Origin of the sequence: Pseudomonas sp. KBN12P06040, assembly GCF_037574965.1 — a bacterium.
Classification (GTDB): domain Bacteria; phylum Pseudomonadota; class Gammaproteobacteria; order Pseudomonadales; family Pseudomonadaceae; genus Pseudomonas; species Pseudomonas aeruginosa.
Genome location: NZ_JBBELS010000001.1, coordinates 466320 through 479098 on the forward strand (window position 1 = coordinate 466320; position 12779 = coordinate 479098).

The 12779-nt window shown below is 67.5% G+C and carries 15 protein-coding genes; 3 read left to right on the forward strand and 12 right to left on the reverse strand.

Translation table 11 applies throughout. The features are described 5' to 3' along the window. The first annotated feature begins 29 nt into the window (after positions 1–29). The 3 genes from VQ067_RS02170 to VQ067_RS02180 all read left to right on the forward strand — a co-directional run bounded on the left by VQ067_RS02170 (position 30) and on the right by VQ067_RS02180 (position 3161). A complete protein-coding gene (locus tag VQ067_RS02170) occupies positions 30–827 on the forward strand; it encodes a thiazole synthase (RefSeq protein ID WP_003084517.1) in 798 nt (265 codons plus the stop codon). Between the two features lie 153 nt (positions 828–980). Next, positions 981–1652 carry a tRNA (guanosine(46)-N7)-methyltransferase TrmB gene (gene trmB / locus VQ067_RS02175; RefSeq protein ID WP_074198336.1) on the forward strand — a complete coding sequence of 224 codons (672 nt, stop codon included), beginning with the start codon at positions 981–983 and terminating at the stop codon, positions 1650–1652. 162 nt (positions 1653–1814) lie between these two features. Beyond that, positions 1815–3161 carry a DUF1329 domain-containing protein gene (locus VQ067_RS02180; protein WP_003084522.1) on the forward strand — a complete coding sequence of 449 codons (1347 nt, stop codon included), beginning with the start codon at positions 1815–1817 and terminating at the stop codon, positions 3159–3161. A gap of 12 nt (positions 3162–3173) precedes the next feature. Here the strand turns inward: VQ067_RS02180 and VQ067_RS02185 are convergent, their stop codons facing one another. From VQ067_RS02185 to VQ067_RS02240, 12 genes are all read right to left on the reverse strand, one after another. Next, a complete protein-coding gene (locus tag VQ067_RS02185) occupies positions 3174–3431 on the reverse strand; it encodes a hypothetical protein (protein WP_003084524.1) in 258 nt (85 codons plus the stop codon). 61 nt (positions 3432–3492) lie between these two features. After that, entirely contained in the window at positions 3493–3816 is a 324-nt protein-coding gene (locus VQ067_RS02190; protein ID WP_003084525.1) for a DUF3392 domain-containing protein, read from the reverse strand. A gap of 80 nt (positions 3817–3896) precedes the next feature. Then, positions 3897–5051, reverse strand: coding sequence for a radical SAM family heme chaperone HemW (gene hemW, locus VQ067_RS02195; protein ID WP_031635657.1), 1155 nt, complete (start codon positions 5049–5051; stop codon positions 3897–3899). A gap of 120 nt (positions 5052–5171) precedes the next feature. Next, complete coding sequence (gene rdgB / locus VQ067_RS02200; RefSeq protein WP_033991905.1) at positions 5172–5765, reverse strand: RdgB/HAM1 family non-canonical purine NTP pyrophosphatase; 594 nt, start codon at positions 5763–5765, stop codon at positions 5172–5174. Then, on the reverse strand, positions 5762–6181 hold the full coding sequence (locus VQ067_RS02205) for a DUF4426 domain-containing protein (protein ID WP_003084528.1): 420 nt from the start codon (positions 6179–6181) through the stop codon (positions 5762–5764). The genes rdgB and VQ067_RS02205 overlap by 4 nt, the downstream gene beginning before the upstream one ends. Before the next feature lie 131 nt (positions 6182–6312). Further along, the gene (gene metW, locus VQ067_RS02210; RefSeq protein ID WP_003084530.1) at positions 6313–6933 is read right to left on the reverse strand and encodes a methionine biosynthesis protein MetW; all 621 of its coding nucleotides are present in this window, start codon (positions 6931–6933) and stop codon (positions 6313–6315) included. Positions 6934–6940: 7 nt separating this feature from the next. Next, positions 6941–8080, reverse strand: coding sequence for a homoserine O-succinyltransferase MetX (gene metX / locus VQ067_RS02215; RefSeq protein ID WP_003084535.1), 1140 nt, complete (start codon positions 8078–8080; stop codon positions 6941–6943). Between the two features lie 88 nt (positions 8081–8168). After that, the gene (locus VQ067_RS02220) at positions 8169–10136 is read right to left on the reverse strand and encodes a dynamin-like GTPase family protein (protein WP_031693617.1); all 1968 of its coding nucleotides are present in this window, start codon (positions 10134–10136) and stop codon (positions 8169–8171) included. Between the two features lie 107 nt (positions 10137–10243). Further along, a complete protein-coding gene (locus VQ067_RS02225; protein WP_031628111.1) occupies positions 10244–10540 on the reverse strand; it encodes a DUF167 domain-containing protein in 297 nt (98 codons plus the stop codon). Further along, positions 10537–11130, reverse strand: coding sequence for a YggT family protein (locus VQ067_RS02230; RefSeq protein ID WP_003084544.1), 594 nt, complete (start codon positions 11128–11130; stop codon positions 10537–10539). The genes VQ067_RS02225 and VQ067_RS02230 overlap by 4 nt, the downstream gene beginning before the upstream one ends. 10 nt (positions 11131–11140) lie before the next feature. After that, positions 11141–11962: a pyrroline-5-carboxylate reductase gene (gene proC / locus VQ067_RS02235; RefSeq protein ID WP_003084546.1), complete on the reverse strand. Its 822-nt coding sequence runs from the start codon at positions 11960–11962 to the stop codon at positions 11141–11143. Between the two features lie 11 nt (positions 11963–11973). Then, positions 11974–12666 carry a YggS family pyridoxal phosphate-dependent enzyme gene (locus tag VQ067_RS02240; protein WP_003084549.1) on the reverse strand — a complete coding sequence of 231 codons (693 nt, stop codon included), beginning with the start codon at positions 12664–12666 and terminating at the stop codon, positions 11974–11976. Between the last annotated feature and the right edge of the window lie 113 nt (positions 12667–12779).

Consider the following 12779-nt stretch of genomic DNA (forward strand, 5'->3'; position numbering starts at 1 on the left):
CGCAAGCCTTTCCATCCAGGAGTCATCCGATGAGCCAAGCATCCAGTACCGATACCCCCTTCGTCATCGCCGGCCGTACCTATGGCTCGCGCCTGCTGGTGGGGACCGGCAAGTACAAGGACCTCGACGAGACCCGCCGGGCCATCGAGGCCTCCGGAGCGGAGATCGTCACGGTGGCGGTGCGGCGCACCAACATCGGGCAGAATCCCGACGAGCCGAACCTGCTGGATGTGATCCCGCCGGATCGCTACACCATCCTGCCGAACACCGCCGGCTGCTATGACGCGGTCGAGGCCGTGCGCACCTGCCGTCTGGCCCGCGAGCTGCTGGACGGGCACAACCTGGTCAAGCTGGAAGTCCTCGCCGACCAGAAGACCCTGTTCCCCAACGTCGTCGAGACCCTCAAGGCCGCCGAGCAACTGGTGAAGGACGGCTTCGACGTGATGGTGTACACCAGCGACGACCCGATCATCGCCCGCCAGCTGGCCGAGATCGGCTGCATCGCGGTGATGCCGCTGGCCGGCCTGATCGGCTCCGGCCTGGGCATCTGCAACCCCTACAACCTGCGCATCATCCTCGAGGAAGCCAAGGTCCCGGTGCTGGTCGACGCCGGCGTGGGCACCGCTTCCGATGCAGCGATCGCCATGGAGCTGGGTTGCGAGGCGGTGCTGATGAACACCGCCATCGCCCATGCCAAGGACCCGGTGATGATGGCCGAGGCCATGAAGCACGCGATCGTCGCCGGTCGCCTCGCCTACCTGGCCGGACGCATGCCGCGCAAGCTGTATGCCAGCGCCTCGTCGCCGCTGGACGGCCTGATCGACTGATACCGACTACCTGGGGCGGGCTGTCCGCCGGATGCGGGAAGCGTCCGGCAGGCAGCCCGCCCTTCTGTCTCTAGCAAGGTTTTCTTTTCCATGAGCGATACCCCGCAATCCCCGGCCCAGGACTCCCTGGCGGAACACGACGAAGCACGGCCGATGCGCACCGTGAAGAGCTTCGTGATGCGCGCCGGGCGCATGACCGAAGGCCAGCAGCGTGGCCTCGACCTGGGCTGGCCGAAGTTCGGCCTGGAACTGAGCGATGAGGTTCAGGACTTCGACGCGATCTTCGGTCGCCAGGCGCCGCGGACTTTCGAGATCGGTTTCGGCATGGGCCATTCCACCCTGGAAATGGCCGCCGCCGCGCCTGACATCGACTTCATCGGCGTCGAGGTGCACAAGCCGGGCGTCGGCGCGCTGCTCAACGGCCTGCTGACCCAGGGCCTGGGCAACGTGCGGGTGTATAGCTGCGACGCGCTGGAAGTGCTGCGCCACTGCGTGGCCGACGCCAGCCTCGATCGGCTGCTGCTGTTCTTCCCCGATCCCTGGCACAAGAAGCGCCACCACAAGCGGCGGATCGTCCAGCCGGAATTCGCCGAACTGGTGCGGCGCAAGCTGAAGGTCGGCGGCGTGCTGCACATGGCCACCGACTGGGAGCCCTATGCCGAGCATATGCTGGACGTCATGAGCGCGGCGCCGGGCTACCGCAACCAGGCCGAAGACGGCCGCTTCGTACCGCGCCCGCAAGAGCGTCCGGTGACCAAGTTCGAACGGCGCGGGGAGCGCCTGGGACATGGCGTCTGGGACCTCAAGTTCGAGCGCATCGACTGACCCACCGCACCAGCGACGTACCCCTGGCGCCGAACCGGCGCCGGGACTCCAAGCAGACCGGGCACACCCGGCGGACCTCACCTTCAAGCTGCACGTTTCCCGGCTTCGGCCGGATCCAATAATAAGAGCGGCACGGCTCGGCCGGCTGCAAAGGAGACTGCTGTGTTGAAGAAACTGGGCATCCTGTTGCTCGGGGCCGGTTGCGCCTGGGCGGCGCAGGCCAAGGTAGACGAAGTCCAGGCCGCACGCCTGGACCAGGACCTGACCCCGCTGGGAGCGGAGCGGGCCGGCAACGCCGATGGCAGCATCCCGCCCTGGACCGGCGGCATCACCCAGGCGCCGGCCGGCTACCGGCCCGGCATGCATCACCTCGACCCGTTCGCCGCCGATCGTCCGCGCCTGGTCGTCGACAGCCGCAACATGGCCGCCTACCAGGCGCTGCTGACGCCGGGCACCCAGGCCTTGCTGCAGGCCAACCCGGACTACCACCTGCGGGTCTTCCCCACCCGCCGCAGCGCATCCCTGCCGCAGCGCCTGTACGACGCTACCCGCGCCAACGCCAGCCGCGCCGAGCTGATCGCCGACGGCAACGGCGTGCAGGGCGCTGCCGCCGGTGTGCCCTTCCCCCTGCCGCAGAGCGGCCAGGAAGCGATCTGGAACCACATCATGCGCTACCGCGGCGAGCAACTGCACCTGCAGACCAACCAGGCGGCGGTGCTGGCCAACGGCAGCTACAACCTGCTCAAGCTCGACCGCTACCTGTACTTCGTCTATGGCCGCGAGGGGATGATCCCGGAGAACCTCGACAACACGTTGTTCTACTACAAGTACAAGGTGGTCGCGCCGGCGCGCCTGGCCGGTTCGGCGCTGGTGGTGCAGGAAACCCTCGACCAGGTGCTGTCGATCCGCAAGGCCTGGCGCTTCAACCGTGGCGAGCGGCGCGTGCGGCGCTTGCCGACCCTGGCCTACGACAGCCTGCAGCCGGATACCAACGGCATGGCCACGGCGGACACCGTGGATGTCTACAACGGCGCACCGGACCACTACGAGTGGGCGTTGCTCGGCAAGCGCGAGATGCTGGTGCCTTACAACAGCTACGCGGTGCACCAGAAGGGCCTCGCCTATGGCGACATCCTCAAGAGCCGCTTCATCAATCCCGACCTGCTGCGCTACGAGCTACATCGCGTCTGGGTGGTCGAGGCGACCCTGCGCAAGGGCTTCAGCCATCCCTACGCCAAGCGCCGCTTCTACCTCGACGAAGACAGCTGGCAGATCCTCGCCGCCGACATCTACGACAAGGATGGCGTGCTGACCCGGGCCCAGGAGGTCCATCCGATCAACTACTACGATGTGCCGCTGGTCTCCAGCACCCTGGAAGCGATCTACGACTTCAAGGGCGGCCGCTACTTCGTCGATGGGCTGGACAACAACGAGCCGATGTACGACTTCGGCGTCCAGGTCGGGCCGCGCGACTTCACCCCGCAGGCGCTGCGCCGGGAGGGTAACTGAGGCGGACGGCCCTCAGACGATCAGCTCGGCGCCGCGCAGCGTGCCGTCGTCGTCCAGGCGCGCCGGCGCCGGGCTGATCTGCAGGTACTTGATGCTGTCCCGCGGAATCAGCAGCAGGTCGCCGTCGACCTCGACGCTGAGATAGGGCGTGTCCAGTTGCTGGCGGATGCTGCGGGCGACCTCGGCCGGGTCGTCCTGCTGGCGCGGGAAGCGCAGCGACAGGCGCTGGCCGTCGGTGAAATGCAGATAGAGGTGCTTGATCGGTTTCATGCGGGCTCCCGGAGGCCATGACGCTCTTGGGGACGGCGCTGGCCGCCGGGAGACCGGGGGCTCAGCTGCGATCGGCGATCATGCCGATCACGAAGAACACTAGCAGGAGCACGGGCGCCAGGGTGTAGTTGTTGAAGTAGCCGAGGCCCTTGGCCAGCCAGGGGGTGACGAAGACCATCGCCAGGCCGTAGCCGACCGCGCAGATCAGCACGAACAGCAGGGTGCGGAAGACGAAGTTGAGGCTGCCGATGCGCTGCTGTACCCAGGCGTTGATCGCCGGGCCGAACAGCACCAGCAGGGTGGCCATGATGGCCAGGGAGATGTCCGACAGGTGGCTGCGGCTCCAGCGCGACAGGGTGGCGATCAGGTCCAGCGCGTAATCCATCGAGGGTTCCTTGTAACGAATCGGCGTGTCGGTCGGCGGAGTTTACCTGCCTGCCGGCACGGATGGGCGTGCATCCGTCGTCACGGCAGGAAATGTTGCAGCAGGTCGTTGAGGAACAGCTGGCCGCGTTCGTTGGGACGCAGGCGCTGCGGGTCGTCGGCGAGCAGCCCGGCGTCGCGCGCGGCGGCGCAGGCATCGGCGATCGCCGCCAGCGGCTGGCCGGTGCGCTGCGGGTAGAGCGCGGCGGGGACGCCGTCGACCAGGCGCAGCACGTTCATCATGAATTCGAATGGCAGGTCGGCCGCTTCCAGCGGGCGCTCGCCGGCCTGGAAGGCCTTTTGCGGGTTGAGGTAGTCCTTCGGCAGGCGGGTCTTCCAGGTCCGCACGATGTGTCCGTCCGGCGCGCTCAGCTTGGCGTGGGCGCCGGCGCCGATGCCGAGGAAGTCGCCGAAGCTCCAGTAGTTCAGGTTGTGCCGGGCGCGCAGGCTGTCGCGGGCGTAGGCGGAGGTCTCGTACTGGCGGTAGCCGTGCGCGTCGAGCAGGGCCTGGCCGGCTTCCTGGATGTCCCAGAGGATGTCGTCCTCGGGCAGCTCCGGTGGCTGGCTCCAGAACACCGTGTTCGGCTCCATGGTCAGTTGGTACCAGGAGAGGTGCGTGGGGGCCAGGGCGAGGGCCTGGCGCAGGTCGGCCAGGGCGTCGTCGAGGCTCTGCCCGGGCAGGCCGTGCATCAGGTCGAGGTTGAAGTTGTCGAAGCCGGCCTGGCGCGCCATGTCGGCGGCGCGTACTGCCTCGTCGCCGTCGTGGATGCGTCCCAGGGCCTGCAGCTTGTCGGCCTGGAAGCTCTGTACGCCGATGGACAGGCGATTGATGCCGAGGCGCCGGTAGTCGGCGAACTTGACCTGTTCGAAGGTGCCGGGATTGGCTTCCAGGGTGATCTCGATGCCGTCGGCGAAGCCGACCTTGCGTTCGACGCCTTCCAGTAGCCGGCCCAGCGCCTTGGCCGAGAACAGGCTGGGTGTGCCGCCGCCGAAGAAGATCGAACCCAGGCGCCGGCCGTGGACATGGCGCAGGTCCTGCTCCAGGTCGGCGAGCAGGGCGTCGACATAGGCCTCTTCGGGCAGCTCCGGGCCCGCGGCGTGGGAGTTGAAGTCGCAATACGGGCACTTGCGCACGCACCAGGGGATATGCACGTACAGGGCCAGGGGCGGGAGCTGGAACGGGGCGGCTTGGGTCACGGCGGGGCGGGGTGGCGGCGGTTTCGGGGCGCTATCGTGGCATGAGTTCGGCCAACCTCCAAGGCGGCCGGACGAAACGCCGTGCCGACGCCGCCCGGGGGCGGCGCCGGCGGTTGCGGCTCAGAGACCCAGGCGCTGCTTGAGCAGGGCCATGGCGCGGGCCCGGTGGCTGAGGCGGTTCTTCTCCTCGGGCGCCAGCTCGGCGCTGGAGCAGTCGCGTTCCGGCACCCAGAACAGCGGGTCGTAGCCGAAGCCGTGGGCGCCGCGGGCTTCGCGGAGGATGCGGCCTTCCCAAATGCCCTCGCAGAGGATCGGCAGCGGGTCGTCGGCGTGGCGCACCAGCGCCAGCACGCTGACGAACTGCGCGCCGCGCTCGGCGTCCGGGACATCCTTCATGGCCTCCAGCAGCTTGGCGTTGTTCGCCGCGTCGCCCCGGCCGTCGGCATAGCGCGCCGAGTAGATGCCCGGCGCGCCGCCGAGGAAGTCCACCGCCAGCCCGGAGTCGTCGGCCAGCGCCGGCAGGCCGGAGAGGTGTGCGGCGTTGCGTGCCTTGAGGATGGCGTTCTCGACGAAGGAAAGACCGGTTTCCTCCGGTTCCACCTGGCTGAACTCGCCGATCGAGCGCACCTTCACGCTGGCGCCGAGCATGGCCTGGAGTTCCTTGAGTTTGCCGGCATTGTGGCTGGCCAGCACCAGCTGTTCGAGCTTGATCATTCGTCCGGGAAGATTTCCTTGTTGAAACTGAAGGTTTGCGCAGGTTCGCCCTTGGCCTCGACCTTGATGGTGAAGACCAGGGTCTCGCGCTGGCTGATCGGGAACTGCGCCAGGTTGTAGATGGCGCCTTCCTCGCTGACCCGGCGGAACTCCAGGGGAATGACCTTGCCGGTCAGGTCCTTGGCCGAGCCGGTCACGCTGGCTTCCACCGGCTTGCCTTTCTCCATCGGCACCACGTTGATCACGCCCTGCGCCTTGCTGCGTACCAGGCCGACCGCGCTGGCCACGTTGGGTTGGAGGAAGCTGGAGTTGAACACGTTGTAGTGGACGTCCAGGTCGCCGAAGCGCTGCACCTGCTCGGCGAGGACCGGCAGGCTCAGGCAGAGGCCGAGGACGAAAGCGGTGAAGCGGCGCATGGTGGTTTCTCCTGAAAGGTGGCATGGACGTTGTCCATGGTCTGCTGCCGGCGGCCTTGGCCGGCTTCGGCAGCGCTCTCCCGAGGACGAGCGGAGGGGCGCCCGGCCCTGGCCCGCAGCCTGGCGCGTTCCTAGACGGCGAGGTTGCGGGTCTGCACTCCGGGTCCGGTGACCCGGTAGATTCCAATCTCACCCAATAGATTAGGCCACAGCCGGCTGGCCCAGCCATGCCGGTGGTCACGGTCCACGGCCAGACGGTCGAGCACGCGCATGCGCAACTGGCGGCACAGGCGCTCGAAGTCCTGGAAGGTGCAGAAATGGATGTTCGGCGTGTTGTACCAGGTATACGGCAGGAACTCGGAGACCGGCATCCGGCCGTTGCGCGCCAGGTACCAGCGGCAGCGCCAGTGGCCGAAGTTGGGGAAGGTGATGATGCAGGTCTTGCCGACCCGCAGCATCTCTTCGAGGATCTTGTCCGGATAGTGCACGGCCTGTAGCGCCTGGGTCATCACCACCACGTCGAAGCTGTCGCTGGCGAAGTTGCCCAGGCCCTTGTCGAGGTCCTGCTCGATTACGTTCACCCCGTTTTCGATGCAACGGGCGATGTTGTCGGGGTCGATCTCCAGGCCGTAGCCGCTGACCTGCTTGTGGTCGCGCAGCCAGGCCAGGAGTTCGCCGTCGCCGCAGCCGAGGTCGAGGACGCGGCTGCCGGCGGGAATCCATTCCTGGATGATTTCGAGATCGGCGCGCATCGGGTCCTCACACGCTGATGCGGTTCATGTAACCGCTGAAGGCTTGCAGGTACCGGGGGATCGGCATGAGGAAGGCGTCGTGGCCTTGCGGGGCGTCGATCTCCAGGTAGCTGACGTTCTTTTTCGCCGCGATCAGGGCGTCGACGATTTCCCGCGAGCGGGCCGGCGAGAAACGCCAGTCGGTGGTGAAGGACATCAGGCAGAAGTCCGCCTCGACGCCCTCCAGGGTGCGCACCAGGTCGTCGCCGTGGGCGGCGGCGGGGTCGAAGTAGTCCAGCGCCTTGGTCATCAGCAGGTAGGTATTGGCGTCGAAGCGGGTGGAGAACTCCTCGCCCTGGTAGCGCAGGTAGCTCTCGACCTGGAACTCGACGCTGTGCAGGTCGTAGTTGAGCTTCTCGGTCTTCAGTACACGGCCGAACTTGGCGCCCATGGCGTCGTCGGACAGGTAGGTGATATGGCCGACCATCCGCGCCAGCTTGAGGCCGCGCTTGGGAATCACGCCCTGCTCCTGGAAGTAGCCGCCGAGGAACTCAGGGTCGGAAAGAATCGCCTGCCGGGCGACTTCGTTGAAGGCGATGTTCTGCGCCGACAGCTTCGGCGCGCTGGCGATGCACAGGCAGTGACGGACGCGCTCGGGATAGCTGATGGTCCATTGCAGCGCCTGCATGCCGCCGAGGCTGCCGCCGACCACCGCGGCCCACTGGCGGATGCCGAGGCGGTCTGCCAGGCGCGCCTGGCTATGCACCCAGTCTTCCACCGTGACCATCGGGAAGTCCGCGCCGTAGACCTTGCCGGTCGCCGGATTGATGCTGGCGGGGCCGCTGGATCCGTTGCAACCGCCGAGGTTGTTGAGGGCGACGACGAAGAACTTGCGGGTGTCGATCGGCTTGCCCGGACCGATGCAACTGTCCCACCAGCCCGGCTTGCGCTCGTCGACGCTGTGGTAGCCGGCGGCGTGGTGGTGGCCGGAGAGGGCGTGGCAGATCAGCACCGCGTTGCTCTGCGTGGCATTCAGCTCGCCGTAGGTTTCGATCACCAGGTCGTACTCGGCCAGGGACTTGCCGCTGGTCAGCTCGAGCGGTTCGTTGAAGTGCAGCGTCTGGGGGGAGACCAGACCGACGGAGTCGTCGGGGAAGACTGTGGGCATCGACCCTGCTCTCGAACAAAGGAGGGCGCCAGTCTAAAGAGCGTCGCCCCCAGCGGCAAGCGCGCTGGCGCGCGCCGTGGGAGCGGGGTCAGGCGCGCTGCGAGCCGGGCAGGTTGACCACCTTGGCCTGGCGCTGCAGGGGCGAGGGGCGGCGCAACTGGCGGAGGATGTCGCCGGCTTCGCGCAACTGTTCCTGCAATTCCCCGGCGAACCCGGCGAAGGCCTGGCTGCGCTGGCGTACCTGCTGGGTCTCCTGGGCCAGGCCCTTGAGGCGGAGCATGTGGCTTTCGAGCAACTGTTTGTTTTCCAGGGTGTGCTGCATCAGCGGCATCAGCGCGTCGTTGGCCCAGCGCTCGGTTTCCTCGCGCAGGCGCTGGTGCAGGCCGACCACCTCCTGCACCAGGGTGGCGAAGAAGCGCCGGGTCAGCAGGCGTTGCTCGGTAAGCACGGTCTTCAACTGCAGGCGGAACTGGTCGCCCTTCTTCTTCAACTGCAACAGTTCGCGCTGGTAGCGCTGGACCCGCAGCTGCGGCGCGTCGAGGGCGTAGAGCGGGTTCTCCTCGTTGTGCCGGCGGTAGATGGCGGCGACCATGCGGTTGGCCATGCCGGCCTCGTGCTCGAGGTTGTCGAGGTCGTGCTCCACCGCGCGGAAGAACGCCAGGATCGCCTGGTTGATGCCGACCGTGGTCAGGCTGCCGTTGAGGTTGCGCCGCACCTTCTGCAGGTGCTGTTCCATGCGTTCGCTGCGGATCGTCTCGCGCAGCGTCGCGCCCTGGTGCTGCAGCAGGCGCTGGTTGGTCTTCAGGTTGAGCAGGCGGCGGTGGTGGCGGCCGTGGTCGTCCTTGGTCTTCGCGGTCAGTTCGAACAGCAGTTGGCCGCTGTCGCGCTGCTTGTCGTCGAGCAGCGCGCGCTGTTCCTCGACCTTCTCCAGGCGCAGGCGCAGCAGATGCTGGCTGTTGTGCAGCAGGCCGAGGACCTGGCCGAGCACGGCGTTCTCCAGGAGTGCTTCCTTCTGCGCGACGATGCGCTCGCAGAGCAGCGCTTCCAGCCGATCCAGGCGACTGCGTTCGAGCAGCGCCGGTTCGCCGCGGACCTTGGCCAGCAGCGCCTGCTTCGCCGATAGCGGCAGCACGTCGCCGCGCTGCAGGCCGAGCTGGCGGGCCGTGCCGTCCTGGATCAGGCGGATGGCGTTCTGTACGAAGCGCTCGCCGGAAAGGTCGTCCCAGAGCACGTCGATCTTGTTCAGCACGGCGAACAGGCTGCTGTGGCCGTCCTCGCGCAGTGGCTGGATGTACTTCTGCCAGATTTCCATGTCCGAGGCGGTGACACCGGCGTCGGCGGACAGCAGGAACAGGATCGCCTGGGCGTTGGGCAGCATCGACAGGGTCAGCTCCGGCTCGCTGCCGAGGGCGTTCAGGCCGGGCGTGTCGAGGATCCGCAGGCCCTGGCGCAGCAGCGGGTGGTCGAAGTTGACCAGGGCGTGGCGCCAGGCCGGGACGCGCACCTGGTCGGGTTCGTCGGCGGCTTCCAGGGCATCCGGATGGAAGCCGAGCTGGATCGCCTGTTCCACCGGCAGCGCCTTGGTCTTGGCGACCTGGGCGAAGGCCTGGGCCATGCCCTCCGGGTCGCCGGTGTCCAGCGGAATGTTCACCCAGTGGCGCGGCACGCGCTTGAACTGGGCGACGCTGGCGTCGGCCAGGCGCGTCTCGATCGGCAGCAGGCGGATGTAGCTGTGCTCGGCGCGCGGATCGTGGAACAGCTCGGTGGGGCACATGGTGGTGCGCCCGGCGTGGGACGGCAGCATGCGCTGGCCGTAGCCGGCGAAGAACAGGCTGTTGATCAGCTCGGTCTTGCCACGCGAGAACTCGCCGACGAAGGCCAGGGTGATGTGGTCCGCGCGCAGTTGGCGCAGGGCGCGTTCGAGCTTGGCCTCGACCGCCGGGCTGTTCAGCCGGCTGCGCTCCAGCCAGCCGCGATAGCGGGTGATTTCCCGCATCAGCTCGCGCTTCCAGGCGACGTAGGCGTCGATTTGATGGCTGAGTCTTTCCATGCTCATCCAGGGGCTCCAGGGCGCGGGACCGGCGGGGGAAGGATGGCGTGGATTATGCGGGGGAGCGGGGGAGCGTCAATTGGCCTGCTTCACATTCCTGCACGTAAGGTCGGTCAAGCGGGTCGAGCGGCGATCCCCAGTTCCTCCGGCAATCGGGTCGGACGGCGGATGCGCACCCGTTTCTGCCGGTTCAGCTCGCCGCTTTCGAGACTCACCAGGCTCTTGGCCACGCCGAAGGCCTTGCCGAGGAAGGCCAGCAGATGGGCGTTGGCCTTGCCCTCCACCGGCGGTGCGGTGAGGCGGATCTTCAGGCGTTCGCCGTGCAGCCCGGCGAACTCGTCGCGGCTCGCCTTGGGCTGCAGGTGGCAATCGAGGAGCAGGTCCTCGCCGTCCCAGCGGTAGAAGCTCAGAGGAAGATGCTCAACTGCTGGGGCATGCCGGTCATGGCCGCCAGGTTGTTGATCACCAGCATGTCGATCAGCTTCAGCGCGAGGAACGCGAAGATCGGCGAGAGATCCAGTCCGCCGAGGTTCGGCAGGAGCTTGCGGAACGGCATCAGCAGCGGTTCGCAGATCTGGTTCACCAGTTGCGCGCCGGGGTTGTAGCTGCCCGGGGCGACCCAGGAAAGGATCACGCTGATGATCAGGGCGAAGAAGAACACCTTCAGGAACAGCGAGGTGACGGCGATGATCGACCAGATCAGCAGTTGCATGATGAAGCCGCCGACGCCGTAGCCCATCAGCATCAGGATCAGGATCATCAGCACCAGCTGGATCAGGATCGCCAGCACCAGCGAGGCCAGGTCGATCCCGCCGAAGCCGGGGATGATCCGCCGCAGCGGGTTCAGCAGCGGCTTGGTGGCGCGCACGATGAACTGGCTGAGGGGGTTGTAGAAGTCCGCGCGGACCAGTTGCAGGATGAAGCGCAGCAGCACGATCAGCAGGTAGAGGCTGCCGAGGGTCTGGAGGATATAGATAGCAGCGGTGTTGAGGCCGATCATCGACTACTCCTTATTGGCCAAGCTGTTCGGCCAGCTCGGCGGAGCGCTGGCTGGCGGCGTTCAGGGCCTGCTCCACCAGTGCTTCGAAGCCGTTGGCCTGGAAGGATTTGATCGCCGCCTCGGTGGTGCCGTTGGGCGAAGTCACCCGGCGCCGCAGTTCGGCCGGCTCGACCTCGCTGGACAGCGCCATCTGTGCCGCACCGAGGGCGGTCTGCAGGGTCAGGCGCGAGGCTGTCTCGCGGGACAGGCCGAGCTTCTCGCCGGCGTCGGTCATGGCCTGCATCAGCAGGAAGAAATACGCCGGGCCGCTGCCCGACACCGCGGTCACCGCGTCGATCTGCGCTTCGTCGTCCAGCCACAGGGCGATGCCTACCGCAGACAGCAACTGCCCGGCCTGCTCGCGTTGCGCGGCGCTGACCTGCGCGTTGGCGTACAGCCCGCTGGCGCCCTGGCGCAGCAGCGCCGGGGTGTTGGGCATGCAGCGGACCACCGGGCGCGGCTGGCCGAGCCAGGCTTCGAGGCTGGCGCAGGGGATGCCGGCGGCGATGGAGACGATCAGTTGCTCCGGCTTCAGCGCCGGCGCCAAGGCCTGGCACACGGCTTTCATGGCCTGCGGCTTGACCGACAGGACCACGACGTCGGCGTCGGCCACGGCCTCGGCGTTGGACTCGACCACGTCGATGGCGAACTCGCCGGCGATCTTCGCGCGTTGCTCGGCGCCCGGGTCGCTGGCGCGGATCTGCGCCGCCGGCACGCCTTGGGCGCGCAGGCCGCCGATCAGGCTGGCGGCCATGTTGCCGGCGCCGATGAACGCTATGCGGGGTGTGCTCATAGGGGATTCCTTCAAGAAGCCGGCGCGCCGTAGTCGCGGGCGCCGAACAGGGCGGTACCGATGCGGACCCAGGTCGCACCTTCGCCGATGGCTGCCTCGAGGTCGTCGCTCATGCCCATGGACAGGGTGTCCAGGCCAAGGTTCAGGTCCAGCAGCAGTTCGCGCAGGCGGGCGAACGCGGCGTGTTGCGCGGCGCGTTCGGCGGTGGGTTCGGGGATGGCCATCAGGCCACGCAATCGGAGGTTGGGCAGTTGCTTCACGGCCTCGGCCAGGGCCGGCAGGTCCTCGGGGGCGCAGCCGGACTTGCTGGCTTCGCCGCTGACGTTGACCTGCAGGCAGACATTCAGGGGCGGCAGCCCGGCCGGGCGTTGCTCCGACAGGCGCTGCGCGATCTTCAACCGGTCCACCGAGTGCACCCACTGGAAATGCTCGGCGATGGGCCGCGTCTTGTTCGACTGGATGGGGCCGATGAAGTGCCAGTTCAAGGGCAGGTCGGCCAGTTCGGCCTGCTTGCCGAGGGCCTCCTGCAGGTAGTTTTCGCCGAAGTCGCGAAGGCCGGCGGCGTGCGCCTCGCGCACCGCGGCGGCGGGCTTGGTCTTGCTCACGGCGAGCAGGCCGACCGTGGCCGGATCGCGCCCCGCAGCTTGCGCTGCCTCACGGATGCGTGCGGCAACCTTTGCAATATTCTCTGCTATCGTGGACATTACCTGCGCCCTATGGAAGTGCGGTCGGCGTCGGCTAGACGCCCTCGAAACCGCCGGCCTCGATGGCCATCTTCCTGTTCCAGTGTCGAGGTTCCGCGTCTGGCGCAGGACAC